This window comes from Cupriavidus sp. U2, assembly GCF_009663685.2.
Lineage (GTDB): Bacteria > Pseudomonadota > Gammaproteobacteria > Burkholderiales > Burkholderiaceae > Cupriavidus > Cupriavidus necator_C.
In genome coordinates, this window is sequence record NZ_RCOG02000001.1 from 241,519 (window position 1) to 266,822 (window position 25,304).

Annotated in this window: 22 protein-coding genes; 5 read left to right on the forward strand and 17 right to left on the reverse strand. The window is 66.5% G+C overall.

Going from position 1 to position 25,304, the window contains the following annotated elements; all coding sequences use genetic code 11:
* Position 1 precedes the first annotated feature (1 nt).
* Positions 2-496: a hypothetical protein gene (locus D9X30_RS01135; protein ID WP_349632216.1), complete on the reverse strand. Its 495-nt coding sequence runs from the start codon at positions 494-496 to the stop codon at positions 2-4.
* A gap of 212 nt (positions 497-708) precedes the next feature.
* On the opposite strand from D9X30_RS01135, the gene D9X30_RS01140 reads away from it, so the two are divergent.
* Both D9X30_RS01140 and D9X30_RS01145 read left to right on the forward strand, forming a co-directional pair.
* Positions 709-1,308: a BPSL1445 family SYLF domain-containing lipoprotein gene (locus tag D9X30_RS01140; protein ID WP_153947230.1), complete on the forward strand. Its 600-nt coding sequence runs from the start codon at positions 709-711 to the stop codon at positions 1,306-1,308.
* Positions 1,309-1,483: 175 nt separating this feature from the next.
* Positions 1,484-2,419 carry a recombination-associated protein RdgC gene (locus D9X30_RS01145; protein WP_092601323.1) on the forward strand — a complete coding sequence of 312 codons (936 nt, stop codon included), beginning with the start codon at positions 1,484-1,486 and terminating at the stop codon, positions 2,417-2,419.
* 74 nt (positions 2,420-2,493) lie between these two features.
* Here the strand turns inward: D9X30_RS01145 and D9X30_RS01150 are convergent, their stop codons facing one another.
* Complete coding sequence (locus tag D9X30_RS01150) at positions 2,494-3,459, reverse strand: MDR/zinc-dependent alcohol dehydrogenase-like family protein (protein ID WP_153947229.1); 966 nt, start codon at positions 3,457-3,459, stop codon at positions 2,494-2,496.
* A gap of 167 nt (positions 3,460-3,626) precedes the next feature.
* On the opposite strand from D9X30_RS01150, the gene D9X30_RS01155 reads away from it, so the two are divergent.
* Positions 3,627-4,613, forward strand: coding sequence for a tripartite tricarboxylate transporter substrate binding protein (locus D9X30_RS01155; RefSeq protein ID WP_488773551.1), 987 nt, complete (start codon positions 3,627-3,629; stop codon positions 4,611-4,613).
* 41 nt (positions 4,614-4,654) lie between these two features.
* Here D9X30_RS01155 and D9X30_RS01160 read toward each other — a convergent pair whose 3' ends face one another.
* The 9 genes from D9X30_RS01160 to D9X30_RS01200 form a co-directional block, all read right to left on the reverse strand.
* Positions 4,655-5,974, reverse strand: a complete 1,320-nt coding sequence (locus tag D9X30_RS01160; RefSeq protein WP_153947228.1) for a HipA domain-containing protein — start codon at positions 5,972-5,974, stop codon at positions 4,655-4,657.
* Positions 5,971-6,342, reverse strand: a complete 372-nt coding sequence (locus D9X30_RS01165) for a helix-turn-helix domain-containing protein (RefSeq protein WP_153947227.1) — start codon at positions 6,340-6,342, stop codon at positions 5,971-5,973. The genes D9X30_RS01160 and D9X30_RS01165 overlap by 4 nt, the downstream gene beginning before the upstream one ends.
* A 324-nt stretch (positions 6,343-6,666) precedes the next feature.
* Positions 6,667-7,857 carry a ribonucleotide-diphosphate reductase subunit beta gene (locus tag D9X30_RS01170; protein WP_153947226.1) on the reverse strand — a complete coding sequence of 397 codons (1,191 nt, stop codon included), beginning with the start codon at positions 7,855-7,857 and terminating at the stop codon, positions 6,667-6,669.
* A gap of 137 nt (positions 7,858-7,994) precedes the next feature.
* Positions 7,995-10,943: a ribonucleoside-diphosphate reductase subunit alpha gene (locus D9X30_RS01175; protein WP_153947225.1), complete on the reverse strand. Its 2,949-nt coding sequence runs from the start codon at positions 10,941-10,943 to the stop codon at positions 7,995-7,997.
* Between the two features lie 704 nt (positions 10,944-11,647).
* The gene (gene ampD / locus D9X30_RS01180) at positions 11,648-12,259 is read right to left on the reverse strand and encodes a 1,6-anhydro-N-acetylmuramyl-L-alanine amidase AmpD (RefSeq protein ID WP_153947224.1); all 612 of its coding nucleotides are present in this window, start codon (positions 12,257-12,259) and stop codon (positions 11,648-11,650) included.
* The gene (locus tag D9X30_RS01185) at positions 12,252-13,928 is read right to left on the reverse strand and encodes a sigma-54-dependent transcriptional regulator (protein ID WP_153947223.1); all 1,677 of its coding nucleotides are present in this window, start codon (positions 13,926-13,928) and stop codon (positions 12,252-12,254) included. Before D9X30_RS01185 ends, ampD begins: the two co-directional genes overlap by 8 nt.
* 38 nt (positions 13,929-13,966) lie before the next feature.
* On the reverse strand, positions 13,967-15,988 hold the full coding sequence (locus tag D9X30_RS01190) for a sensor histidine kinase (protein ID WP_153947222.1): 2,022 nt from the start codon (positions 15,986-15,988) through the stop codon (positions 13,967-13,969).
* Positions 15,985-16,251, reverse strand: coding sequence for a PP0621 family protein (locus D9X30_RS01195; protein ID WP_153947221.1), 267 nt, complete (start codon positions 16,249-16,251; stop codon positions 15,985-15,987). Before D9X30_RS01195 ends, D9X30_RS01190 begins: the two co-directional genes overlap by 4 nt.
* A 51-nt stretch (positions 16,252-16,302) precedes the next feature.
* Positions 16,303-17,247 carry a cytochrome C assembly family protein gene (locus D9X30_RS01200; RefSeq protein ID WP_153947220.1) on the reverse strand — a complete coding sequence of 315 codons (945 nt, stop codon included), beginning with the start codon at positions 17,245-17,247 and terminating at the stop codon, positions 16,303-16,305.
* Positions 17,248-17,365: 118 nt separating this feature from the next.
* Here D9X30_RS01200 and ffh point away from each other — a divergent pair, with 118 nt between their 5' ends.
* Both ffh and D9X30_RS01210 read left to right on the forward strand, forming a co-directional pair.
* Entirely contained in the window at positions 17,366-18,757 is a 1,392-nt protein-coding gene (gene ffh, locus D9X30_RS01205; protein ID WP_153947219.1) for a signal recognition particle protein, read from the forward strand.
* Between the two features lie 50 nt (positions 18,758-18,807).
* Positions 18,808-19,350 carry a hypoxanthine-guanine phosphoribosyltransferase gene (locus tag D9X30_RS01210; RefSeq protein WP_153947218.1) on the forward strand — a complete coding sequence of 181 codons (543 nt, stop codon included), beginning with the start codon at positions 18,808-18,810 and terminating at the stop codon, positions 19,348-19,350.
* Positions 19,351-19,374: 24 nt separating this feature from the next.
* Here the strand turns inward: D9X30_RS01210 and D9X30_RS01215 are convergent, their stop codons facing one another.
* From D9X30_RS01215 to D9X30_RS01240, 6 genes are all read right to left on the reverse strand, one after another.
* Complete coding sequence (locus D9X30_RS01215) at positions 19,375-20,013, reverse strand: LysE family translocator (protein WP_153947217.1); 639 nt, start codon at positions 20,011-20,013, stop codon at positions 19,375-19,377.
* Between the two features lie 111 nt (positions 20,014-20,124).
* The gene (locus tag D9X30_RS01220; RefSeq protein ID WP_153947216.1) at positions 20,125-20,796 is read right to left on the reverse strand and encodes a LysE family translocator; all 672 of its coding nucleotides are present in this window, start codon (positions 20,794-20,796) and stop codon (positions 20,125-20,127) included.
* A 125-nt stretch (positions 20,797-20,921) separates the two neighbouring features.
* On the reverse strand, positions 20,922-21,770 hold the full coding sequence (locus D9X30_RS01225) for a helix-turn-helix transcriptional regulator (protein WP_153947215.1): 849 nt from the start codon (positions 21,768-21,770) through the stop codon (positions 20,922-20,924).
* Positions 21,734-22,666: a 2OG-Fe(II) oxygenase gene (locus D9X30_RS01230; RefSeq protein ID WP_153947214.1), complete on the reverse strand. Its 933-nt coding sequence runs from the start codon at positions 22,664-22,666 to the stop codon at positions 21,734-21,736. The genes D9X30_RS01225 and D9X30_RS01230 overlap by 37 nt, the downstream gene beginning before the upstream one ends.
* Positions 22,663-23,424: a lytic transglycosylase domain-containing protein gene (locus tag D9X30_RS01235; protein WP_153947213.1), complete on the reverse strand. Its 762-nt coding sequence runs from the start codon at positions 23,422-23,424 to the stop codon at positions 22,663-22,665. Before D9X30_RS01235 ends, D9X30_RS01230 begins: the two co-directional genes overlap by 4 nt.
* A 15-nt stretch (positions 23,425-23,439) precedes the next feature.
* Positions 23,440-25,161, reverse strand: coding sequence for a proline--tRNA ligase (locus tag D9X30_RS01240; RefSeq protein WP_153947212.1), 1,722 nt, complete (start codon positions 25,159-25,161; stop codon positions 23,440-23,442).
* Positions 25,162-25,304: the final 143 nt, after the last annotated feature.

Genomic DNA, 25,304 nt, shown 5'->3' on the forward strand with positions numbered 1-25,304 from the left:
CTCAGTGCTGGCCTGCCTTGTAGCGTTCCACTTCCACGTAGCGGGTCAGATAGGTGCGGGCTTTCTCGCGGGTGTCCGTGGTCACGCGCTCGGCGGCCTGGCGGGCGCTGGTCTGGCCGTGCGCGCTGCTCATCTGCGCCGACAGGTAGGACTGGAAGGCATCGTGCATGACCTTCAGCTGGCCCTTGCACGCGTCGATCGCGCCGGCAGCCACCTCCTTCGAGGTGCCCTTGCCCTTGGCGCCGTCGGTGGCGCGGTCCTGCACGCAATCCATATATTTGGCGCGCTCGGCCTGCCAGCCGGCGTTCATCTGGGCCGATTCCTGCTTGGCTTCGGCCGTTTCGACCGCCGGCTGGGACGCACAGGCAGCCAGCAGCAGTGCCGCCAGGGGCATGGCCAGCGCGCCGGCACGCCGCCATCCACGCGGGCGCTGCACTGCAGCATGGAGGTTCGACAGACGGGAATCGGGCTGGACGTTGGACTTCTGGAATGACATGGGTATGGGAGCGGTTGGCGGATAGATGCTCGACAGACCGGTATGTTATCTGCCCGGTTCCGGAAGAAGTTCCGCCGATTTGCAAGAAAGTATGACCAAGTCATGTCAGAGGCCTGTCCCCTCCGTGTCAGACAAAATCGCATTTGCGGATGTGCCTTGCCAGCCTATGCTTTAGAGGCGGTTGCAACACATGAACCCTCCTGGAGGAAATAATGAAACGTCGAACCTTCCTGTCCGCCGGCAGTGCCGGGATTGTCGGCCTCACCGGTCTGTCCGTGGGCGCCCTGTCGCTTGCAGGATGCAGCTTCACAGGCCCCAAAGACTCAGGCGACGCGGCGTCCAAACGCCGCGAGATCGACACGGGCGCCACTGACACGCTGAACCGCCTCTATTCCACGACCAACGGCGCGCGGGATCTGGGCGCCAAGGCCAAGGGCATCCTGATCTTCCCGAAACTGCTGTCGGCGGGCTTTATCGTCGGCGGCGAGTACGGCGACGGCGTGCTCCGTTCCGGCGGTGCGGACCGCGGCTACTACCGGGCCATTTCGGGCTCGGTCGGCTGGCAGATCGGCGCGCAGTCCAAGGCCTTCATCCTGATGTTCATGACCCAGGACGCCTACGACAAGTTCGTGCGCAGCAGCGGCTGGCAGGTTGGCGCCGACGCCACGGTGGCGCTGGCCACGATCGGTGCCAATGGCCAGATCGACACCAACACCGCCCAGCAGCCGATCATCGGCTTTGCCATGACCAACGCAGGCCTGATGGCCGGCCTGAGTCTGGAAGGCACCAAGATCTCGAAGCTCAATATCTGACAGGCGGGTGCGGCGCCCGCCCGGCGCTCATCCGTTGCGTACCACACGGCGCCCACGTTGCGGAACACTTGCATTCCGTAACATGGGCGCCGCTTTTCTTCGTTTCACCCCCGCGCCAAGCCGTTAGAATTCGTCCCTTGCCAATTTTCCAACCCGCACGCGAGGCCGAATTCTCATGTGGTTCAAGAATCTCCAGATTCATCGTTTCTCCGCCCCGTGGACGCTGAGTGCAGAAGATGTTGAGGCCTGCCTGGCCAAACATGCGTTCTATCCGGGCACCAGCCTGGAAATGCAGACCCAGGGCTGGGCGTCGCCGCGCGACAACGACCAGCTTGTGCATTGCGTCAACAAGCAGATGCTGCTGGTCCTGCGCACCGAAAAGAAGCTGCTGCCCGCCACGGTAGTCAATCAGGTGACCAAGGCACGCGCCGCCGAGATCGAGGAGCAGCAAGGCTTCAAGCCGGGCCGCAAGCAGCTGAAGGAACTGAAGGAGCAGGTCACCGAGGAACTGCTGCCGCGCGCCTTCAGCATCCGCCGCGACACGCGCGTATGGATCGACCCCGTCAACGGCTGGCTGGCCATCGACGCAGCCGGCACGGCCAAGGCCGACGAAGTGCGCGGCATGCTGTTCAAGGCCATCGACCCGCTGCCCGTGGTGGGCCTGCAGGTCAACCTGTCGCCGGTTGCCGCCATGACCGAGTGGCTGGCCACCGACACCGCCCCGGCCGGTTTCACGGTCGATCAGGAAATCGAACTGCAATCGAGCAGCGAGACCAAGGCCACCGTGCGCTACGTGCGTCACCCCCTCGACCCCGAGGACCTGCGGCGTCATATCGAAGCCGGCAAGCGCTGCACGCGGCTGGCCATGACCTGGAACGACCGCGTGTCGTTCGTGCTGACCGACGCGCTGGCGGTCAAGCGCGTGAATCCGCTCGACGTGATCAAGGAACAGGCCGACGCCACGCTCCACGACGAAAACGAACGCTTTGACGCCGATTTCGCGCTGATGGCCGGCGAACTCGCGGGCATGCTGGCCGACCTGACCGACGCGCTCGGCGGCGAGCGCAAGGCCGAAGGCGCGATGCCGGCTGACCAGCGCAAGGCCGCCTGAGCCCCGTTCCGCTGACCGTCCCCACGCCCCGCCCCGGTCGGTATATTCGCCGGGCCGGGGTGGGAGCAGCCTGTTCAGTCCAGCGTCAGCACCACGCGCTGGCCGGGCTCGCCCGCCTGGCGCCAGGCGGACGCCACTTCGCTCATCGGCACCTGCCCGGGCGGATCGATCGACAGGTAGCCGGCGTGCATGCAGCCCAGGACATCCTCCACCAGGAAGCGCAGGTCTTCGGCCGGCGGATGGCTGGCGGCGCCGCATCCCATCAGCACCGCGCGTGAGTCGCGCAGGGCCATCGGCGCCAGCATGACGCTGGCCGCCCGGCGATCGACCACGGACACCACACGCGTGGCGTGGTCGGCCGGCAGGGCCGACACGCCATCGGCCTGGACCAGCGCCGACAGCAGCAGCTCCAGCGTCTCGCCCCAGACAAAATCGAGCACGACGTCGATGCCGTCGGCGGCATGGGTGGCAAACGCATGCTGCAGCAGACTTGGCGCCTGGCCGAGGTCGATCTGCGCATCGGCGCCGGGCATGGTCTGCAGGTCGATCCGGTGTGCCGCCACGATGACACGCCCGGCGCCCTGCAGCCGTGCCGCCTGCATGGCCAGGCGCCCCGCCAGCCCGGCTGCCCCCAGGATCAGCACCGTCTCCCCCGGCGCCAGGTCCGCACGCGCCGCCAGCGGCAGCCACGCCGCCAGCGCCGGCCCGACCAATGCGGCGGCGTCCGCGGAGGCCACCGGGTCGGGGATCGGCACCACCCATTGCGCCGGTACGAACTCCGCCATCGCACCAAACGGACTGCGGCCCGCGCGAAAATAGACGCGCCGCCCGTCGACCAGGTAGCCAACGCCGTCTCGCCCGCAGACATAGGGCAATTCCAGCGGCATGCAGGCATGGTGCCCGCGCGCGATGGCCAGGTCCGCCGGCCGGATCACCGCCGCGCAGACGCGCACCATGACTTCGCCGGCGCGCGGCTCGGGATCGCGGAATTCGGTAAAGCGCGGGACTTCGCCCAGCTGTTGCACTACTACGGCTCGCATCGTGTCGTTCTCCTTGGTTGAGATCCGCGAACGATCGTATGCGGCCATTTGCCCAGCGTCTTTGAGGCGATTCTGAAAGCGAAGCACGCGTAGAATCTGGTCAAAAGCGCAAAAAGACGCCACGGACCAAGACGTCATCGCCATCCAAACCCGCTGAGGAGACCCCCTTGAAGTCGTTGCGCCCCTTTGCCAGCCCCGCTTTTGCGGCCCGTACGCTGGCCGCGCTGCTGCTGGCCGCTGCCGGCACGGCCCACGCCGCCTGGCCAGACCGCCCCATCAAGCTCATCGTGCCGTTCCCGCCCGGGCAGGCCACCGACATCTTCGCCCGCGCGCTGGCCGAAAAACTCGGCAAGCAGCTTGGCCAGCCGGTGATCGTGGAAAACCGCGCCGGCGCCGGCGGCAACATCGGCATGGAAGTGGCCGCCAAGGCCCCGGCCGACGGCTACACGATCGTGATGGCCGGCAGCGCCATGGCCATCAACCAGACGCTGTACAAGAAGCTCAATTACGATCCGCGCCAGGACTTTGCGCCGGTGACGGGCGTGTTCTCGGTGCCGCTGGTGTTCCTGGCCACGCCGCAATCGGGGTTCACGTCGCTGCGCGACCTGATTGCCAAGGCCAAGGCCGCGCCGGGCAAATACAGCTATGCCAGCGCGGGCATCGGCGGCACGCAGCACCTGTCCGCCGAGATGCTCAAGGCGCAGACCGGCACCTTTATCGTCCATATCCCGTACAAGGGCAGCGGCCCGGCCCAGGCTGACTTCCTGGGCAACCAGATTCCGCTGATGGTGGACTCGGTCACCGCCGCCATGCCGTTGATCCAGACCAACAAGGCGCTGCCGCTGGCGGTGACCACGGCCAGGCGGGTGCCCCAGTTGCCATCGGTGCCCACCGTGCGCGAACAGGGCGTGCCGGGGTTCGAGGCGCTGGGCTGGGCCGTGATGATGGCGCCCGCCGGCACCCCGCCGGCCATCGTCACCCAGCTCAACGCGGAGACGGTGAAGGCGCTGCAGTCGCCCGACCTGCACAAGTTCATCACCGACCGCGGCTCGGAGCCCATGCCGATGACGCCGGCCGAGACCGGCAAGTTCGTCGACAGCGAGATCAGGAAGTGGTCGGCTGTGGTGAAACGGTCGGGGGCGACGGCGGACTGAGGCGGTTTCATGGGCCGTGTTCCGTTCGCCGCCAGCCCCTATCAGGCAGCGAAACGGGACACGGTTTCTTCGATCACGACATGCCGGATCGTCCTGAGCAGGCGGATTTCGCCAGCAAATGTCGCGCGAAGTTCGGGGCGGGCATCCGCCATCGCATGGTTCTGGTCGACGGTCTCGGCGAACAGGGCGTCAGCGTGCGCTGGTATCAGTCGAAGCATATCGTCCAGTTGCCGGGTGGCGGTCTGGCGAGTCAGCCCAAGCACTTGGCCAGCCTCCAACAGCAGCGCACGCGTGAAACCGGCATAGCGTTGCACTCCCAGGACCGGACTCGTGAACTCGACCAGATCGGGCCACCGCTCCTTGGGATTGTAGGCGCGCGTTTCGTAAACGCTATCGCATAAGAGATCGTAGTGTGGCGCCAGGGAAATGCCGTCGCGATCCACAAGGAAACTCAGGTTCTTGAGGTGCGAATCGCCGTTGCCGACCAGTATGCAAAACAGTAGCCATCGGTAGATCCTTAGCCGTGCAACAGCCGGCGCACGGCATGCGTTGGCGAGTGCCAGTAGCGATTCCAGCGACCAGGCCGAATATTTCATCGTCGGCGCCAGGTTGAGCATCTGACAGCCATCGATGGCATGCAGCCGAGTGGTGATACCGTTGCGGAGCACGCGGTCGAACCGAGCAATCAGGTACACCGGGGCCGGCACGTAGCGGCGCTCGACATGCGGTACCTCCAGCCCGACACGCCGGGCAAGCTGCATAACAAACCACTCGTTGATCACCGAGCATGGGTAGCTGTCGGTTTGGAAATTGTCGGGTTTCAGGATGCAGGTTGAGATGGCCTGCCCGGCGGGCTCGAATATCTGGCCGTCCTGCAGGACCACGGCAAGCTTATGCTGCGCGCCGGCGAGCGACATCTTTTTGGGGGCATCGTGCGTCAACGGCACACGCGGGAGCGCGCGTATGCGCTGATCGAGCTCCACGTCTGTCAGCGATCGCAGCAGTTCGTCTGCAACCGGTACATCATCGAGCCTGCGCAGCGTGACAGAACCCGCGGACTCGCGCCCGTAGAACGCGAGCAACGCAAAGGCATCGTGGATGTCTCTCAGGCCGGCATCGCGGGCCAGCAAGGCCCGCGCGCCCTCTTCCGGCAAGAGGTTATCGAAGTACCACTGCACAGTGCGAGTGGTTGCGCCATCGACCTGTGAGCCCGTCTGCAATGGCAAATGCGGACTCAACGCGAAGCGGGATGCATCGGCGAGCCAGGTGTCCGCATATTCGAATGCCCATAGATTGCGGTCTTCGTGCAGCGTACCGACAACTGCATTGTCGATCGACGCCAGCAATTTGCGCCCGCTCATTCCTCACCCCGCTTGTGTCGCGCACTGTCCGTCGATATCTGGCCGGACTTCGCATCCCGCGTGGCATCCACACGCTCGGTGGTGCGCCGCTGGAACGAGTCGGACCGGCGGGTTGCCTTTTCCAGCTGATCACGCAGCAGTTCCGGACTTGCATCGGGAATGTCGACAGTGATACGGACGCCCAGCCCATCCAGAATCTGGAAGAGTTTGCCCCACTGCACGGTGTCGGCACCCCGTTCGGCCTTGACCATAAAGGACTCGCTGACGCCGATGCTGCCGGCAGCATCGTCTTGCCGCAAGCCTTGCGCCTTACGGGCGGCGCGAATGATGCCTCCCACGTCGGCTGAATGGCGGAGGTGGTGCTTCATGTCAAATGTCCGACAAAACTGTTCGTCCGCAAGGTTTCTCGAATTTTACCGAACGAAACGAGGAAAACTCGTCGCTCGCATAGATTTTAGCCCGATTCTCCCGTCTTGCAATAAAAACTCGTCGTACTGCAAGTTTTCCATGCACCGATCTACCGCAGGCCAAAAACTGTACGAACGCATGGTTTTCCCGGGCCGTTATCGCGCGGCGCTCGACCAAGAAAAACGGCCACCGGGTTCTCACCCGATGGCCGCTCCTCACCCGTCCTGGCTGCGTGGACTGTTCAATGCATGTCGTTACCGCTGTGCAGCCGACCCTTCAACCGGTCAGTCCCACGACAACGCGCCGCCGGTCTGGTACTCGATCACGCGCGTTTCGAAGAAGTTGCGTTCCTTCTTCAGGTCGATCATCTCGCTCATCCACGGGAACGGGTTTTCCTCGTTCGGGAACAGCTGGTCCAGGCCGATCTGCTGGCAGCGGCGGTTGCAGATGTAGCGCAGGTAGCCCTTGAACATCGGCGCGTTCAGACCCAGCACGCCGCGCGGCATGGTGTCCTCTGCGTAGCGGTATTCCAGATCCACGGCCTTCTTGAACAGTTCGGTGATCTCGGCCTTGAACTCGGGCGTCCACAGGTGCGGGTTCTCGAGCTTGATCTGGTTGATCAGGTCGATGCCGAAGTTGCAGTGCAGCGATTCGTCGCGCAGGATGTACTGGTACTGCTCGGCGGCGCCGGTCATCTTGTTCTGGCGGCCCATGGCCAGGATCTGCGTGAAGCCCACGTAGAAGAACAGGCCTTCCATGATGCAGGCGAAGACGATCAGGCTCTTCAGCAGCTTCTGGTCGTTCTCCGGCGTGCCGGTCTTGAACGACGGATCGGTCAGCGTGTCGATGAACGGGATCAGGAACTCGTCCTTGTCGCGGATCGACTGCACTTCATGGTACGCGTTGAAGATCTCGGCCTCGTTCAGGCCCAGCGATTCCACGATGTACTGGTACGCGTGCGTGTGGATCGCCTCTTCGAAGGCCTGGCGCAGCAGGTACTGGCGGCATTCCGGCGCCGTGATCTGGCGGTAGGTGCCCAGCACGATGTTGTTGGCGGCCAGCGAGTCGGCCGTCACGAAGAAGCCCAGGTTGCGCTTGATGATGCGGCGCTCGTCCTCGGTCAGACCGTTCGGGTCCTTCCACAGGGCGATGTCGCGCGACATGTTGATTTCCTGCGGCATCCAGTGGTTGGCGCAGCCGGCCAGGTACTTTTCCCAGGCCCACTTGTACTTGAACGGCACCAGCTGGTTCACGTCCGTGGCGCCGTTGATCACGCGCTTGTCGGCGGCGTTCACGCGGCGCGTGCTTTGCGCGGCGGCGGCGTTCGGGTTGTTGCCGAGGATGCCCGTCGGCGCGGTGGCGGCCGGCGGCAGCACGCCTTGCTGGTCGGGCGTGGCGGACGGCGCGGCGGGTTGCAGGGCAGGCTGCGGCGCAGCTTGCGGCGTGGCTTGAACGTCGTCGTCCCAGCTCAGCATGTTGTGTTCTCCGATGATTCGATTAGGGGCGGCTGGTGGCCAGCATCACGCATCCGGGTCAGGATGCGCCGGCCCTCTCCCCCGGCCCCTCTCCCGCATGCGGGAGAGGGGAGAAACCCGAGGGGGTTGGTATGACGTTACTGGCAGGCCTCGCACTCTTCAAAGCCGGGGTCGCCCGGACGCATCGTGCAGACCGCGCCTTCGGCTTCCGGCATGGCCGGGGCCGCAGCGGCGGCGGCGTCGATGGCCGACTGGCCGTCCGCGCCCGACGACACCGCGTTCAGCGAGCCGCGCGTCACGGTGGACTTCTCCACGTGCGTGGCGGCCATCGTGCGCAGGTAGTACGTGGTCTTCAGGCCACGCAGCCAGGCCAGCTTGTACGTGTCGTCCAGCTTCTTGCCCGATGCGCCGGCCATGTAGATGTTCAGCGACTGGGCCTGGTCGATCCACTTCTGGCGGCGGCTTGCGGCCTCCACCAGCCAGGTCGGCTCCACTTCGAAGGCCGTGGCGTAGATGTCGCGCAGGTCTTGCGGGATGCGGTCGATGCGGGCCAGCGAACCGTCGAAGTACTTCAGGTCGGCAACCATCACTTCGTCCCACAGGCCGCGGTCCTTCAGGTCGCGCACCAGGTAGTCGTTCACCACCGTGAATTCGCCCGACAGGTTCGACTTCACGTACAGGTTCTGGAACGTCGGCTCGATGCAGGCGGACACGCCGATGATGTTCGAAATGGTGGCGGTCGGGGCGATCGCGATGCAGTTCGAATTGCGCATGCCGTGCTGCTTGATGCGGGCGCGCAGGCTGTCCCAGTCCATCGTCGACGACAGGTCCACGTCCAGGTAGCCGCCGCGCTCTTCGGCCAGCAGCTTCAGCGAGTCCTGCGGCAGGATGCCGCGATCCCACAGCGAACCCTCATAGGTGCTGTAGCGGCCGCGCTCTTCGGCCAGTTCGGTCGAAGCCTGATAGGCGTAGTAGCAGACCGCTTCCATCGACGTATCGGCGAACTTCACCGCGGCGTCGCTGGCGTACGGCGTGCGCAGCACGTGCAGGCAGTCCTGGAAGCCCATGATGCCCATGCCCACCGGACGGTGGCGCAGGTTCGAATTGCGCGCCTTGTCCACCGCGTAGTAGTTGATGTCGATCACGTTGTCGAGCATGCGCATCGCGGTGCGGATCGTCTTCTGCAGCTTGGCGTGGTCCAGCACGTGCGTGCCGTCGGCCTGCTGCTTCAGGTGGGCCACCAGGTTCACCGAACCCAGGTTGCACACGGCGATTTCGCTTTCGTTCGTGTTCAGCGTGATTTCCGTGCACAGGTTCGAGCTATGCACCACACCCACGTGCTGCTGCGGGCTACGGATGTTGCACGGGTCCTTGAACGTGATCCACGGATGGCCGGTCTCGAACAGCATGCCCAGCATCTTGCGCCACAGCTGCATGGCCGGCACTTTCTTGAACAGCTTCAGTTCGCCGTTGGCAGCCTTGGCTTCGTAGCCCAGGTAAGCCTGCTCGAAGGCCTTGCCGACCTTGTCGTGCAGGTCCGGGCAGGTGGCCGGCGAGAACAGCGTCCATTCGCCGTTCTCCATCACGCGCTTCATGAACAGGTCCGGAATCCAGTTGGCCGTGTTCATGTCGTGCGTGCGGCGGCGGTCATCGCCGGTGTTCTTGCGCAGTTCCAGGAATTCCTCGATGTCCAGGTGCCACGTTTCCAGGTAGGCGCAGACCGCGCCCTTGCGCTTGCCGCCCTGGTTCACGGCCACGGCCGTGTCGTTGACCACCTTCAGGAACGGCACCACGCCCTGCGACTTGCCGTTGGTGCCCTTGATGTGCGAGCCCAGCGCGCGCACGTTGGTCCAGTCGTTGCCCAGGCCGCCGGCGAACTTCGACAGCAGCGCGTTTTCCTTCAGGGCTTCGTAGATGCCTTCCAGGTCGTCCGACACCGTGGTCAGGTAGCACGACGACAGCTGCGAGCGGCGCGTGCCCGAGTTGAACAGCGTCGGCGTGGACGACATGAAGTCGAACGACGACAGCAGCTGGTAGAACTCGATGGCGCGGGCTTCGCGATCCTTTTCTTCCAGCGCCAGGCCCATGGCCACGCGCATGAAGAATGCCTGCGGCATTTCGATGCGCACTTCGTCCACGTGCAGGAAGTAGCGGTCGTACAGCGTCTGCAGGCCCAGGTAGTTGAACTGGAAGTCGCGCGAGGCGTCCAGCGCGGCACCCAGGCGGGCCAGGTCGTACGTGGCCAGCTTTTCGTCCAGCAGTTCGGCTTCGATGCCGCGGGCGATGAACTTCGGGAAGTACTCGGCGTACTTCGTCGACATTTCGGCCTGGGTCACTTCGGCGCCCAGGATTTCCTTGCGGATCGTGTGCAGCAGGATGCGGGCGGTCACCTGGCTGTAGGCCGGGTCCTTCTCGATCAGCGTACGCGCGGCCAGGATGGCCGAGTCGTAGACCTGCGTCATCGGCACGCCGTCGTACAGGTTCTTGAGCGTTTCCTTCAGGATCGGCTCGGCGCTGACGGCATTGCCCAGGCCGCTGCAGGCGTTGTCGATCAGCGCGTGCAGCGCCGCCAGGTCCAGCGGACGCGTGACGCCGTTGTCCGTCACGTTGAACGACGCACCCGATTCCTGCACGCGGGCCACGGCCTGCGCGTTGGCCTGGGCGCGCTCCTGCGTGCGCTTTTCGCGGTACAGCACATAGGCACGGGCCACCTCATGCTCGCCCGAGCGCATCAGCGCCAGTTCCACGTGATCCTGCACGTCCTCGATATGGAAGGTGCCGCCATTCGGACGGCTGCGCACCAGCGCGCGCACCACGGACTGCGTCAGTTGTTCCACCAGCTCGCGCACGCGGGCCGATGCCGCGCCCTGGCCTCCGTTGACGGCCAGGAAGGCCTTGGTCACGGCCACGGCAATCTTGTTCGGCTCGAACGCCACCACGGCGCCGTTGCGGCGGATCAGCTTGTAGTCCTGGTACGACACACCTGCAGCGGCAGGGCTCTGCTGCGAGCTACCGGCTGCTGCGCCACCGATGCCGGTTGCGCCAGTCACGCCGGTGGTTTGTTGTTCGTTTTGGGCCGTTTGCATGAGGTAACTCCGGTATTAACCCTGAAATGAATACTTCTGTTCTTGTACTGAGACGACAAAGTCCCTAGCAAAATGCGCTATATAAGTCACTTGATTCAGGCGATGCCAGATGCGAACCAAACTGCTTGTGCGGACACTTTGCTAGGGACTTTCGGTACTGCTCCGGCCCGCCAATCCTTGTGCAGTGGATCGCGTATCTTGCTGCGACGATTGCTGCACCTGCCGGCCGATTCCCCGGTAGCACCACTAGATGTTGTGGTGCTGTTCAAAACTGGGCCTAAGTATAGTGAAAAGAGACCACATGACCAGTCTTGACAAGCGCGGTCTGGGGTCTTGGCTGGCCGGTGCGGCGGCGCCACATTCCCGCAAAGCGCGCTGCCTCAAGGCTTGGCGGCGTCACGTTCGGTGGCGCACAAAATTCCGAAAATTTTTTAATGGGAATGGATCACCGATAGGTGACCCAGGATGGGGCGCGCCCGCGACCGCCGGGGACGCGATTGTAGCCGCCCTTGCGCCGAAATGAAGCGGCGTACACGCAACTGCATCGTGATTTTTCAGCGCGATGACACCCTACGGTGCGTGAGGTTTTGCCGGCGCCACATTCCCCGTTTTGACGCCACCGGGAGTTTGCGGCGTTTGTGCAACACAGTGATTATCCCTACACAGATTCGCCCGGCCGTGCCGATATGGCCGACCCTGTCGGTCTATCGATTCCCCGATTGCGGGCGATAGGGCAGCAGCGCGGCAGGCAGGCCCGCCAGCCTGGCGAACCGGTCCCAGTCGAAATGCGGCCCCGGATCGGTCTTGCGCCCAGGGGCAATGTCGCTGTGCCCCGCCACGCCCTGGATCGCGTACGCGGCACGCAGCCCGGCCACCAGCGCGGCGGCGGTGTCGTACTGGGCCAGCGTGAATGGCTGGTCGTCGGCGCCCTCGATCTCGATGCCGATCGAGAAGTCGTTGCAGCGTGGCCGTCCGCAGTATTCGGATTGCCCCGCATGCCACGCGCGCTGCGTGCATGCCACGAACTGCACCAGTTCGCCGTCGCGGGCGATCAGGAAGTGGGCCGACACGCGCACGTCGCGGATGGTCTCGAAGAACGGATGGCGCGACGCATCGAGCCGGTTCTGGAAGAACGCCTCGATGTCACCGGTGCCGAACTGGCCGGGCGGCAGGCTGATGTTGTGGATGACCACCACGTCCAGCGGCACGCCGTCGGGCCGGGCGTCGAAATTCGGCGACGGCACGCGGCGGGCGGCGGGCACCCAGCCTTGCGCGTCGGGCCTGAATGCGCGGGCGCCGGCAGCCGCGTCAGACATCGCGCCCCTCGCCCTCGGCCAGCGGTTCGCCATCGTCGGCGGGGTCGCGGCCATCCCGGCCATCGCGTTCGTCGCGAATGCCCAGTTGCTGGATGCGGTAGCGCAGCTGGCGGAAGTTCAGGCCCAGCAGCGGCGCGGCAGCCGTGCGGTTGAAGCCGGTCTGGCGCAGCGCTCGCAGGATCATCGCGCGCTCCACGGCTTCCAGCCGCGCGGGCAGGTCGATCGGGAATTCGATGTCGGCCAGCGCCGCGCCCAGCGGGTCGGTCACCGCACCGTCGCCGCCCTGCCCGGCTTCGCCAGCATCCACGCCGGGTTCGGGCGCCCGTTCGGAAAGACCGCCCATCGATGGCGCTGCGCCGGTGGCCGGCCAGGTCGTCGAACTGCCCCACGCGTGATAGCCGACCGGCGCCGGCACGGGCGCGACGGCAGGCATCGGCGGCATGCCCGCCTGCAACAGGCTGGCGCGCTCCATGCCGGCGTCGAGCGGCCCCAGATCGGCCACGGCGATCTCGTCGGTCTCCGCAAACGCGTAGGCGCGCTCCAGCAGGTTTTCCAGTTCCCGCACGTTGCCCGGGAACGGATACGCCGCCAGGCGCTCCAGCGCGGCGCGCGACAGCCGTTTGGGATGGGCATCGCCATAACGCGTGGCCAGGTGCTCCAGGATGGCATGCGCCAGCACGGGCACGTCCTCGCTGCGCTCGCGCAGCGTCGGCATGCGCAGTTCCAGCACGTTGAGCCGGTAGTACAAGTCCTGCCGGAACAGGCCGGCCGCCACCATCGCGGCCAGATCCTTGTGGCTGGCGCACATCACGCGCACGTCCACGCTGTCTTCCTTGCTGGCGCCGATCTTGCGCACGCGGCGTTCCTGCAGCGCGCGCAGCAGCTTGACCTGCATGGCCAGCGGCAGGTCGGCCACCTCGTCCAGCATCAGCGTGCCGCCATGGGCGGCCTGGAAGAAGCCCCCGCGCTCGGCGTCGGCGCCCGTGAAGGCGCCCTTCACATAGCCGAAGAATTCCGACTCCATCAGCGTTTCGGGAATCGCGCCACAGTTCACGGCCACGAACGGGTGCGCCGACCGGGCGCTGATGGCGTGGATGGCGCGCGCGGCGCGCTCCTTGCCGCTGCCGGACTCTCCGCTGATCACCACGGGCGCCATGCTGCGCGCCAGCCGCGACAGCGAACGCCGCACCTCGCTGACGGCCGCGGACACGCCGGGCAGCAGCTGCGCCGCGCGGTCGGCCAGTTCCGACGACTCCGCCGGGCTGACGCCATCGGCTGGCGCGCGGTGCTGCCGCCCCAGCGCGTTCAGGATCAGCGTGCGCAGTTGTTCCAGCGAGACCGGCTTGGCGATGTAGTCGAATGCGCCCGCCTTCAGCGCATCCACGGCGTTGTCGGCGCTGCCATAGGCCGTGATCACCGCCACCGGCGTCCGCTCGGGCGACGCCGACAGCTGGCGCACGATGTCGATACCCAGCCCGTCGCCCAGGCGCATGTCGGTCAGCACCAGGCTGTAGCGGCGCTCGGCCAGGCGCAGGCGCGCCTCGGCCAGCGAACCGGCCATCACCACGTCATGGCCCATGCGGCGCAGCGAAATGTCCAGCAGCTCGCGCAGGTCGGCCTCGTCGTCGATGACGAGAATCGGGGCGGGGGCGGGCGGTCTGGGTGGCATGACGAAGGGATGTCCGGTTGTTGTTGTGGCGATGCGAACTAGCCGGCGATGGCCGCATCGACCACGTCGGGGGTCTCGATGCGCATCGTCAGCACGAATGCCTTGGCCGGCAGTGTATCGCGAGCCCCGCCCGCCAGCATGCCGGTGCGATCCAGCAACGCGTCGAGCACGATCGCCCCGTAACGCACCTGGGCGTCGTTCGCCCCGCAGAGTTCGCGCGCCATGAACAGGCCCAGCCCGGTACCCTGCGGATTGCTGGTGAAGAACGGCTCGAACAGGCTGCGCTGCTGCTCGCGCGTGACTTCGGCCCCATCGTTCCAGACGATCAGTTCGGCGTGGTGCTGGTCCAGCGCGTGGGCCAGCAGCCGGATCGATCCCGGCAGCCGGCTGCAATAGCGCCAGGCGTTGTCGAGCAGGTTGCCCAGCACCTGTTGCAGCTGCGAGGCATCGAAGATCACCGGCCCCTGCAGGTCCACGGCCACGCGCACCGCATTGGGATTGACCTCGGCGCGGGCGCCGGCGCGCGAGCGCATCTCCAGCCGCCAGCGGTCGACGATCTCGGGCAGCGCCTGCCCCAGATCCACCGCGCTATGGCCGGCCTTGGGGCGGCGCGACAACTGCAGCACGTCGGACACCACCTGGTCCAGCCGGCGCACGTTGTCGCTGATGATGCGCAGCAGCCGGGCATCGATGGCGGAACCCTCGCCGCCGCCCGAATCGGCCAGCAGCTCGTTGGCCTGGCTGATGGCGGCCAGCGGATTGCGGATCTGGTGGGCCACGCTGGCCACCAGCCGGCCCATGGCCGCCAGTTTTTCCTGCTGCACCTGCTCGGCGATCCGCTCCCAGCTTTCGATATGGACCAGCACCGTGTCGCGCATTTCGCTGCGCAGCAGCGTCTCGTCTTCCGGGCTCCAGGCCATGGCCTCGTTCTGGGCAATCGCCAGCCGCAGCCGTGCCGCGCCTTCGGCGGACATGTCGTGCAGGCCCGTGGTATCGCCCCCCAGCGACGACACACCGTTCAGCGTGGCCCGCAGCCCGGCCAGGCCCGGCAGCACGAAGCGCAGGCGCAGCCGGGTGTGCAGCATCGGCGTCCGGCTGGCCGTCGGGCGCGACGGCAGCGGCAGCAGCTGCAGGATGCGCGGCACGTCGTCCTTGCGCTGGATCCAGTCGCGCAGCATCTCCATCAACGGCTGCAGGCGCGGGATGCGGCGCAGGTCGAACAGCACGTTGTCGCGCTCGCCCGCGCGCACCTGGCCCTGCCTGACCCGCTCGTGCGGCTGCACGCCCAGCAGCACGAACGCCGCCGGGTTGGCGGCCACCACCGCGCCGTGGGCGCGCACCAGCATCACGCCGTCCTGCATGTCGTTCACCATCAGCCGGTTCACCAGCTGCTGCATGCGCAGTTCCTGCTCGCGCGCCAGGGCCAGCTGTTCCTGCGCGAGCTGGCGGTTCGCCAGCATGTACATCAGCAGCGCGGCGATCATGAACACCAGCCCGAACAGGCCGGAGCCCAGCAGGTTGGCGTCGGCCTGGCGCACCAGCAGCGTCTGGACGAACGGATTGGCCATCACCAGCATGGCCGACACCGCAGCGGTCAGCAGCGCGAACATCAGGCTGGTCAGCGCCCCGGCCTCCAGCGCGGGCAGCAGGAAAATCATCGCCAGCCCTTCGCCGTGATTGCCGCTGCGGCCCAGCACCATATAGATGGCAGCCAGCAGCGCCAGGTCGACGATGACCTGCGCGCGCACCCGCACATGGAAATGGCGCCGCCATAACGTGCCCAGCAGCGTGGCCAGCCCGATGCACAGGTACGGCACCACCACGGGAATCGCGGCGGCCGTGCGCGCACTTGCGGCCAGGTCCGCCACGGCCACGCCGGCACCGCCACGCTCCAGCGGCAGCCAGGCGTAGCCCAGCAGCAGCACGGCCACGGTGGCGCGGGTCCAGCAGAAGTAGCGCAGCAGGCGCCAGTGGAAGTCGGGCGGCTCGGGCTGGCGCCAGAGATCGGACAGCGTATGCCAGCCGCTCAACCGGGACCAGACCGACGCCCGCCGCTTCATGCCCCGCCCTCGCCGGCCGAATCGGGCAGATGGCTGCGGCGGCAGTAGTGCTGCCCCTGCCAGGCAATGGCGTCAGTGCGCGGCAGGTGCACGCCGCATTGCGCGCATTGCACCATCGGCTGAGCGGCCTCCGGGCTCGCCGGTTCGCGCCCCGCGGCGGCATCGCGCCGTGCCGCGCCGGATGCCCGGCGTGCGCTGGCACGCTGGCGCAGCCACCAGAGGACGCCCAGCACGACAGCCAGCAGGATGAAGATTCTTGCCATGGATCGGAAATACAGGAACGGGTTGGCCTGGAGAAAGGACGATGGGTCCGGTCAGGTGATCCGGTGCAGCACCACTTCGATCACGAAGCGGCTGCCCACATAGGCCAGCAGCAGGATGCCGAACGACGCGATGACCCAGCGCAGCGCCGTGCGGCCGCGCCAGCCACGGAAGTGCCGGCCGATCAGGATGCCGCCGAACATCAGCCAGGAGATGATCGCGAAGACGGTCTTGTGATCCACCCGGAATGCGCGGGCGAACAGCTGCTCCGAGAACAGGAAGCCCGACGCGATGGTCAGCGTCAGCAGCACGAAGCCGGCCGCGATCAGGCGGAACAGCAGTTTTTCGAGTGTCAGCAGCGGCGGCAGCAGGTCGAGCCAGCGGCCCAGCCACTGCCCGGACGCCGCCTCGCCCGCCGTCGGGCGGGTAAAGCCATGCAGGCGGCGCTCGGCGAGCAGCATCAGGAAGGCGTGAAAGGCAGCCAGCGTGAACAGCCCGTAGGCCACGTTGGCGATCACGAAATGCAGCTTGAACAGCGGCCGCGCCGCGTAGCCCAGGATCTGCGCCCCCGGAAACGCGAGCGGCATCAGGCTGGCCAGCATCGCCACCGGGAACACGATCAGCCCCAGCCCGGCCAGCGAGAAGAAGAAGCTTTCGATCCAGTAGATACCCACGCCCAGCCAGAGCATGGCCGACAGCGCGAAGGCGAAGCCGAACATCATGTGGTCGGCCGGGAAGATGGTTTCGTGCAGCAGCACGCCGTGGCTGACCAGCGCGGCCAGCACCAGCCCATGCCACCAGGCCGGCTGGCCGTCGATGCGCCCGCCGTTGGGCGTGGGCGATGGCATCAGCACGGCCGTGGCGCCGCCGCCGGGACGCCCGGATGGCCCGACCGTCGCCCCGCCGGCTGCCGCCAGTTGCGGGTTGCGCGTCGCCCAGCCGTGAAAGGCCAGGCCGCAGTAGAGAATTGCCGTCAAGGCATACAGTACAATGGCCATTTGCGCAGTTTACCTTAGTGCCATCACGGGTGGTTCTGGCGATGGGATTCCCGCCACACCCTCTTGCCCCGAGCCGGCTGCGCCCCGCATTCAAGCCGATTTCCTCCCCTTTTCTGCCATGCTGGATAACCTCACACAACGCCTGGCGCGGGTCGTCAAGACCATGCGCGGCGAGGCCCGACTGACCGAGGCCAACACCGCCGAGATGCTGCGCGAAGTGCGCCTTGCCATGCTCGAAGCCGACGTGGCGCTGCCGGTCGTGCGTGACTTCATCGCCCGCGTCAAGGAAAAGGCGCTTGGCGAGGACGTGGTCACCAGCCTGACGCCAGGACAGGCCCTGGTTGGCGTGGTGCAGCGCGAGCTGACCGCGATCATCGGCGGTGACGACGCCATTGCCGACCCGAAGATTACCGAGCTGAACCTGAACGTCCAGCCGCCCGCCGTGATCCTGATGGCCGGCCTGCAGGGTGCGGGCAAGACCACGACATCCGGCAAGCTGGCCAAGTGGCTCAAGGAAAACAAGAAAAAGAAAGTGCTGACGGTGTCGTGCGACGTGTATCGCCCCGCCGCCATCGCGCAGCTCAAGACCGTGTCCGAACAGGTGGGCGCGGACTTCTTCCCGTCGCAGCCCGACCAGAAGCCGGTGGACATCGCCCGTGCGGCGCTGGACTGGGCCCGCAAGCACTACCACGACGTGCTGATCGTCGATACGGCCGGCCGGCTTGGTATCGACGAGGCGATGATGCAGGAAATCGCCGCCCTGCACGCCGAACTGAAGCCCGCCGAGACGCTGTTCGTGGTCGACGCCATGCTGGGCCAGGACGCCGTGAACACGGCCAAGGCGTTCAACGACGCCCTGCCGCTGACCGGCGTGGTGCTGACCAAGCTGGACGGCGACGCCCGGGGCGGTGCCGCGTTGTCCGTACGTCACATCACCGGCCGGCCGATCAAGTTCGTCGGCGTGGCCGAAAAGCTCGACGGCCTGGAGCCGTTCTATCCTGACCGCATGGCCCAGCGCATTCTGGGCATGGGCGACATCCTCGCGCTGGTGGAGGAAGCCCAGCGCGGCGTGGACATGGAAGCGGCCGAGAAGCTGGCCAAGAAGATCAAGAAGACGGGCGGCTTCGACCTGGAAGACTTCAAGGCACAGATCGGCCAGATGAAGAAGATGGGCGGCCTGGGCAGCCTGGTCGACAAGTTGCCGGCCCAGTTTGCGCAGCAGGCGCAGGGCGCCAACATGGACCAGGCCGAAAAGCAGGTGCGCCGCATGGAGGGCATCATCAACAGCATGACCGCCGCCGAACGCGCCAAGCCGGAACTGATCAAGGCCAGCCGCAAGCGTCGCATCGCGGCGGGCGCCGGCGTGCCGGTGCAGGAAGTGAACCGCCTGCTGAACCAGTTCGACCAGATGCAGGGCATGATGAAGAAGCTCAAGGGCGGCGGCATGATGAAGATGATGCGCCAGATGGGTGCCATGAAGGGCGGCATGAAGGGCCTCTTCAACCGCTGACCCGTCCCCTACCCTGATTCCCGCAAAAGACAAGTAACAGGACACCGATCATGATGACCGCCGATCAGGCCCGCGAACTCTGGGCCAGCTCCGAGGAAATCGTCAGCGCCCAGGAGGTGCAGGACTCGCTGGACCGCATGGCCAGCGAGATTACCGACAAGATGGGCAACGACTTCCCGCTGGTGCTGTCCGTGATGGGCGGCGCCGTGGTGTTCACGGGCATGCTGCTGCCCAAGCTGCAGTTCCCGCTGGAATTCGACTACATCCATCTGTCGCGCTACAACAACAAGACGGTGGGCGGCGAGATGCAATGGCGCGTGGCGCCGCGCGAATCGGTCAAGGATCGCGTGGTGCTGGTGCTCGACGACATCCTCGACGAAGGCGAGACCATGGCGGCCATCCGCCAGCGCATCATGGACATGGGCGCCAAGGAATTCCACGCCGCGGTGCTGTGCGAAAAGACGCTGACCAAGCTCAAGCCGATGCACCCCGACTTCTGCGGCTTCCAGGTGCCAGACCGCTACGTGTTCGGCTGTGGCATGGACGTCAAGGGCTACTGGCGCAACCTCGGCGCCATCCGCGCCCTGGTCTGAACCGCACGGGTCGCCGTCCTGGCGCTACGCCCCGTGCGGGTGGGCGCCCAGGATGGGCCACAGCGAAGCCAGTAAAAGTATCGCCATCGTCACATTGAATACGCGCAGCACGCGCGGATTTGCGAGCCAGCGGCGCAATGCCGCGCCGAAGACCGCCCACGTCGTGATGCTGGGCAGGTTCACCACCCCGCACAGCACCGCCATCAGGGCCGCGTTGGTCCACAGGTTGGGATGCAGCACATAGGCGCTGCACGCGCCCACCGCCATCACCCAGGCTTTCGGATTCACCCACTGGAATGCCGCCGCGCGCAGGAAGGTCATCGGCTGCGCCACCTCGCGGTCCTGCAGCCCGCCCGCCGTGGCCAGCTTCCACGCCAGCCAGACCAGGTAGGCGGTAGCGGCGACGCGCAGCACGCTCCACGTCCACGGAATCGCCGTGAACACCGAGCCCAGGCCCAACCCCACGATGACCATCATGACCACCATGCCGATACAGATGCCGAGCAGGTGCGGCACGGTACGGCGCAGGCCGAAGTTCACACCCGAAGCCAGCAGCATCGTGTTGTTCGGGCCAGGGGTGATCGACGAAACCAGCACGAAGGCGCTGTAGGCCATCAACGCGCCGGTACTGGCGGCAAATTCGGGGGGCAGGGTCAGAGCCATGACGGCGCTCCAGAAAATCGAAACAGGCGCTCAGTCTAAGGACACTGCTCAGTACAGTACCGATACAGTTGAGGCGAAAGCCGCCGGTACGGCATCGGTCAAGCCCATGGGCTACCGTCCGGCGGCGTGGATCGCGACCGCCACGGCCATGCCCCACAGCACGACCCCGGTCGCCCGCTCCACGGTGCGCACCGACCGGACAAAGCGCCGCATCACGGCCGGGTGGCGCACGGCGGCCGCCACGGCGAGGTCCCACAGCAGGACCGCCCCGAACATCCACACACCATAGGCCGCCTGCGTGGCCAGCGGCGTAGACTGCCCCGCCAGCACCGCGAACAGGCTGGCGTAGAACAGTCCGTTCTTCGGATTGAGGACTGCCGACAGAAACCCTGTGCCGACCTGCGCCAGATAGGCGGGCCCGGTCATTCCGCCCGCTGCCCCCCGGGCATCGGTGGCATCGGCAGCGCCGGACGGCAGCCGCACGGCGCCACGCGAGCGCAGGAATTTCCATCCCATCCATGCCAGATAGGCGCAGCCGGCCCACTGCAGCGCGCCGAACAGGCCATGCATGCCAGCCGTGGCGGCCAGACCGGCGAGCGCCAGCGCAATATAGACGCTGTTGCCCAGCGCGATGCCCAGGCATACGCCGGTGGCGCTGCGCACGCCATCGACCATCGACGCACGCACCACCAGAAAAAAATCGGGCCCCGGACTCAGCAGCGCCAACCCGTGCGCGCCGGCCACCATCGCAAACTGCTGCCACGATGCCTGATCGAATGCCATCCTTGCCTCCCAGCCGGTATGCACCTGCAAAGGCGGCAGTCTGGCTGGATCGGCGCGGCAAGGATTGAAGAAAATTGCGCGGGCGCGCGGAAAGACCGCAGGTCGCCTGAAAGGCCGCTTGCCGGCTAACCGGCCCGCTGGTACGCGCGCGGCGTCAGTGCCACGCGCTGGCGGAACGCGCGATGGAAGTGGCTCTGGTCGGCAAACCCGAGCTGCTGGGCCACGTCGGCCGGGGCATCGCCGCGACGCAGCAGCCGGCGCGCGTGCTGAATGCGGATGTCGAGCTGGAACGCATGTGGCGTCATGCCGAACCGGGCCCGGAAATGGCGGATCAACTGGTAGCGGCTCATGCCCGCCACCGCGGCCAGTTCGGCCAGCGGCAGGGCGTCGCCATGGCGGTCGTGCAGCAGCGCGGTGACGCGATCGAGCCGGCCATCGGCTGGCGGGCCATCGTCGGGCACGCCGTGCCGCAGGCGATGCTGCCCGAGCCAGCCTTGCATGTCTCCCACGAACGCCACCAGTGCCGCCTCCTTTTCCATCAGGTCGGCGTCCGAAAACAGCGTGGCGTTCAGCGCGCAGACCAGTGCGTAGGGCGCGGCATCGGCGCTGACGTGCACCCGGCGCACCCGGGCCCGGCCCGCTTCGTCGAGCACCCCATCGGCCCATGCCGCATCGACGTGGATCATCTGGTAGCTCCAGCGCCCGTCGGGCACCGGGTTGCAGGCATGCACGCAGCCGGCGGGCACCCACACCACTGCGCCCGGGGCCAGCAGGTTGTCGTGGCGCGCACCGCGCGAATCATGACTGAAGACACTGGCGCCACCATCGACGGCGCCCACCGACAGCGTGGGATGCGTGTGCGGCAGATAGGCGGCCCGGCTATCGCAGGCGCGCCGGCTTTCGACCACCTGCAGCGCCGGGTCGAACCAGAAGCGGCTCAGCCCCGGCTGCGATACGGTTGCTCGCGCAGCCATTTGGTGGCGATCCACTTTTCGCCCGATTCCACGGGCAGGCCGGCATGCAGCGTACGGTCGTCGAGCGTGCCGTCGGGCTGCTTGTAGTGGAATAACACCGCGTTGCCCTTGACCGGCGCCACTTCCAGCCCAAGACGCGGAAACGCGGTGGCGCCACCGGCCGGCGGGCTGTTCAGGTAGATCACCAGTGTGGCCACGCGCTGCCCGCCCACGCGCAACTGGCGCGCTTCGCCGGGGCGCTGCGGGTTGAAGAAATCGAAATGCGGCTGATACTCGCCGCCGGGCTTGTAGTTGAGGATTTGCAAACCCTCGCCATGTTCGACCGGCAAGCCGGTGATGGCGGCAATGCGCGCCTCGATCCGCTGGATCAGCGCATGCTCGCCCACCTGGAACATCGCCCCCATGCTGGTGCGGGCGTCGATCAGGTTTTCGTCGCCGGTATCGGGATTGACCACGGGCGAACGCTGCAGGCGGTCGCGCGCCAGCGTGATCAACGCATCACACTCGGTACCGTCGAGCAAATTTTGCAACAGCAGGATGCGCGGCGCCTCCAGCGCGAACAGGATAGGCACCTCGCGCCCTTCGTGGCGGAACGCATTGCGGCCGGCGGCCGGCATGTCCGATTCTGCCGACGTGGTTGCCGGTGTGGCCGCGGTCCTCGCAGGCTGCACCGCCGCGCGCGTCACCCCCGGCGCGGGCGCCGGCACCTGCCTGGCGGGCGCGCGATGGCCCAGCGCGCCATTGACGGTATCGCGGGCAAACGTGGCGTCGTAGCCGGACCGCAGCATCGACAGCACCAGCGATTCGGCATCGAAGCCCTGTTCGATATGGCGTGCCAGCCATAGTTCGAGTTCGGGAGACGTAGCGCAATACCCTGCGCGGGACTCACGTGTCATGACGGATTGGCCAGCCGCTGGGGCGAGAACGGGTTGCGCGCGGGCGATTCGGGCGGCAGCGTGCGGCGTGCCGGCGCCGTGGCCGCCGGGGTCGCGCCGTCCGGGTCGCCGGCAATCGTGACCGTGGCCTCGGAATACTGCCAGCGTTTCCAGGCCCCGAGCACCGCATTCGGATACTCGGGACGGCCACGGCTGCCGTTGTACCGGCCCAGCGCCAGGAACAGGTCGCCGTTCTCGCGATCCAGATAGTGGCGCAGGATGGTGCACCCGTAACGCAGGTTGCTCTGCAGGTGGAACAGCTTGCGGGTGTCACCGTCGCCGATCGAGCGCACCCAGAACGGCATCACCTGCATCAGCCCGCGCGCATCGGCCGAACTGATGGCGTACTTGCGGAAGCCGCTTTCCACCTGCACCAGGCCCAGCACCAGCGACGGCTCCAGCCCGGCGCGCTTGGCCTCGTAATAGACGGTCTCGATCAGTTCGACCCGCGTCTGCGGGTCGGGCAGCTTCGATTCCAGCCGGCGCGACATCTCGCCCAGCCATTTCAGATAGCCTAGCTTCTCGCCGCCCGACGCGAACGTCGGCCGCACCGGCCGGTTATCGGCAATTGCCGCCGCCAGCGCGCCCCGCACGGAATCGGCCAGCGCCTCTTCCTTCTGTGCGCCGGCCTGGGCTGCCGTGGACAATGCGGCACATAACACGCCGCCGGCCAGGGCGGCAGCCCAGCGGCGGGATATCGGCAGGCCTGCGGCGCGCATGACGTCGACTGTCGCTTAGCTGGCCAGCAGGTGGCGCACGTGCGCCACCACGTCGGTCACGGCTACGGGGGTCGCCTGCGCGTCGCGGCGGCCCTGGTATTCGACCTTGCCTTCCTTGAGGCCACGGTCGCCCACCACCACGCGATGCGGCACGCCGATCAGTTCCCAGTCGGCAAACATCACGCCAGGGCGCTCGCCACGGTCGTCCAGGATCACGTCCACGCCGGCTGCCAGCAGTTCGGCATGGATGCGGTCGGCCTCGGCCTTCACGGCTTCGTTGCGGTCATAGCCGACCGGGCACACCACCACCGCGAACGGGGCAATCGACGCCGGCCAGATGATGCCGCGCTCGTCATAGTTCTGCTCGATGGCGGCGCCCAGGATCCGGGTGACGCCAATGCCATAGCAGCCCATCTGCATCGGCTGGTTCTTGCCGGTTTCGTCCAGGAACACGGCATTCATCGACTCCGAATAGCGGGTGCCCAGCATGAAAACGTGGCCCACCTCGATGCCGCGGCAGATTTCCAGCGTGCCCTTGCCGTCCGGCGACGCGTCGCCGGCCACCACGTTGCGCAGGTCTGCCACCACCGGCTCGGGCAGGTCGCGGCCCCAGTTCACGCCGGTGTAGTGGTAGTCGCGCTCGTTGGCGCCGCAGCAGAAATCGGCCATGTTGGCCACGGTGCGGTCAGCCACCACCTTGACGGGCTTCTTCGTGCCGATCGGGCCCAGATAGCCCGGGGGCGAGCCGAACGCATCGACAATCTCGGTCTCGGTGGCAAATCGGAATTCGGCCAGGCCCGGCACCTTCGACGCCTTGACCTCGTTCAGTTCGTGGTCGCCACGGACCAGCAGCAGCCAGATCTGCGCGCCGGCATCGCCATCGGTGGCCAGCACGATGGACTTGACCGTGCGGTCCAGCGGCATGCCCAGGAATTCGGCCACGTGCTCGCACTTGGCCTTGCCCGGCGTGGACGTTTTGGCCAGGGCCTCGGCCGGCGCGGCGCGCTGGGCCGTGAGCGGCAGCGCCTCGGCGGCTTCCATGTTGGCGGCGTAATCCGACGTGGGGCAGTAGACGATGGCGTCTTCGCCGGTGTCGGCGATCACGTGGAATTCGTGCGAGCCGGAGCCGCCGATGGCGCCGTTATCGGCCGCCACGGCGCGGAATTCCAGGCCGAAACGCGTGAAAATGCGCTGGTAGGCGTCGTACATCTTCTGGTACGAGACCTTCAGGCCCTCGACGTCACGGTCGAACGAATAGGCGTCCTTCATCGTGAATTCGCGGCCGCGCATGATACCGAAGCGCGGACGGCGCTCGTCGCGGAACTTGGTCTGAATCTGATAGAAGTTCACCGGCAGCTGCTTGTAGCTGCGGATTTCGCCCCGGGCGATGTCGGTGACGACCTCTTCCGACGTCGGCTGCATGGCGAAGTCGCGCTCGTGGCGGTCTTTCAGGCGCAGCAGCTCGGGGCCCATCTTGTCCCACCGGCCGGTTTCCTGCCACAGCTCGGCCGGCTGGACCACCGGCATCAGCAGTTCCACGGCCCCGGCGCGGTTCATTTCCTCGCGAACGATGTTCTCCACCTTGCGGATCACCCGCAGGCCCACCGGCATGTAGCTGTAGATCCCGGCGCCCAGCTTCTTGATCATGCCGGCCCGCATCATCAGTTTGTGCGACACGATTTCCGCGTCGGCGGGGGCTTCCTTGAGGGTGGAAATGAAGAAATGCGAGGCTTTCATCCGTTGGTTTCTCGTAAGGCTGGTCGTGGCGGGCCGTATCGGCCGCGCCGCCGGACGGCAGCATAGGGCTTTCGGTTCACGGGGGGACGCGCCTGAAACTGCCCATCTGCTCGGGAAAACCAGCATTCCCGGGGTCGGGCCGA

What these genes read in the sequence shown, in the direction of transcription:
- D9X30_RS01135 (WP_349632216.1), bottom strand. Translation starts at nt 496, where the DNA reads ATGTCATTCCAGAAGTCCAACGTCCAGCCCGATTCCCGTCTGTCGAAC.
- D9X30_RS01140 (WP_153947230.1), top strand. Translation starts at nt 709, where the DNA reads ATGAAACGTCGAACCTTCCTGTCCGCCGGCAGTGCCGGGATTGTCGGC.
- D9X30_RS01145 (WP_092601323.1), top strand. Translation starts at nt 1,484, where the DNA reads ATGTGGTTCAAGAATCTCCAGATTCATCGTTTCTCCGCCCCGTGGACG.
- D9X30_RS01150 (WP_153947229.1), bottom strand. Translation starts at nt 3,459, where the DNA reads ATGCGAGCCGTAGTAGTGCAACAGCTGGGCGAAGTCCCGCGCTTTACC.
- D9X30_RS01160 (WP_153947228.1), bottom strand. Translation starts at nt 5,974, where the DNA reads ATGAGCGGGCGCAAATTGCTGGCGTCGATCGACAATGCAGTTGTCGGT.
- D9X30_RS01165 (WP_153947227.1), bottom strand. Translation starts at nt 6,342, where the DNA reads ATGAAGCACCACCTCCGCCATTCAGCCGACGTGGGAGGCATCATTCGC.
- D9X30_RS01170 (WP_153947226.1), bottom strand. Translation starts at nt 7,857, where the DNA reads ATGCTGAGCTGGGACGACGACGTTCAAGCCACGCCGCAAGCTGCGCCG.
- D9X30_RS01175 (WP_153947225.1), bottom strand. Translation starts at nt 10,943, where the DNA reads ATGCAAACGGCCCAAAACGAACAACAAACCACCGGCGTGACTGGCGCA.
- ampD (WP_153947224.1), bottom strand. Translation starts at nt 12,259, where the DNA reads ATGTCTGACGCGGCTGCCGGCGCCCGCGCATTCAGGCCCGACGCGCAA.
- D9X30_RS01185 (WP_153947223.1), bottom strand. Translation starts at nt 13,928, where the DNA reads ATGCCACCCAGACCGCCCGCCCCCGCCCCGATTCTCGTCATCGACGAC.
- D9X30_RS01190 (WP_153947222.1), bottom strand. Translation starts at nt 15,988, where the DNA reads ATGAAGCGGCGGGCGTCGGTCTGGTCCCGGTTGAGCGGCTGGCATACG.
- D9X30_RS01195 (WP_153947221.1), bottom strand. Translation starts at nt 16,251, where the DNA reads ATGGCAAGAATCTTCATCCTGCTGGCTGTCGTGCTGGGCGTCCTCTGG.
- D9X30_RS01200 (WP_153947220.1), bottom strand. Translation starts at nt 17,247, where the DNA reads ATGGCCATTGTACTGTATGCCTTGACGGCAATTCTCTACTGCGGCCTG.
- ffh (WP_153947219.1), top strand. Translation starts at nt 17,366, where the DNA reads ATGCTGGATAACCTCACACAACGCCTGGCGCGGGTCGTCAAGACCATG.
- D9X30_RS01210 (WP_153947218.1), top strand. Translation starts at nt 18,808, where the DNA reads ATGATGACCGCCGATCAGGCCCGCGAACTCTGGGCCAGCTCCGAGGAA.
- D9X30_RS01215 (WP_153947217.1), bottom strand. Translation starts at nt 20,013, where the DNA reads ATGGCTCTGACCCTGCCCCCCGAATTTGCCGCCAGTACCGGCGCGTTG.
- D9X30_RS01220 (WP_153947216.1), bottom strand. Translation starts at nt 20,796, where the DNA reads ATGGCATTCGATCAGGCATCGTGGCAGCAGTTTGCGATGGTGGCCGGC.
- D9X30_RS01225 (WP_153947215.1), bottom strand. Translation starts at nt 21,770, where the DNA reads ATGGCTGCGCGAGCAACCGTATCGCAGCCGGGGCTGAGCCGCTTCTGG.
- D9X30_RS01230 (WP_153947214.1), bottom strand. Translation starts at nt 22,666, where the DNA reads ATGACACGTGAGTCCCGCGCAGGGTATTGCGCTACGTCTCCCGAACTC.
- D9X30_RS01235 (WP_153947213.1), bottom strand. Translation starts at nt 23,424, where the DNA reads ATGCGCGCCGCAGGCCTGCCGATATCCCGCCGCTGGGCTGCCGCCCTG.
- D9X30_RS01240 (WP_153947212.1), bottom strand. Translation starts at nt 25,161, where the DNA reads ATGAAAGCCTCGCATTTCTTCATTTCCACCCTCAAGGAAGCCCCCGCC.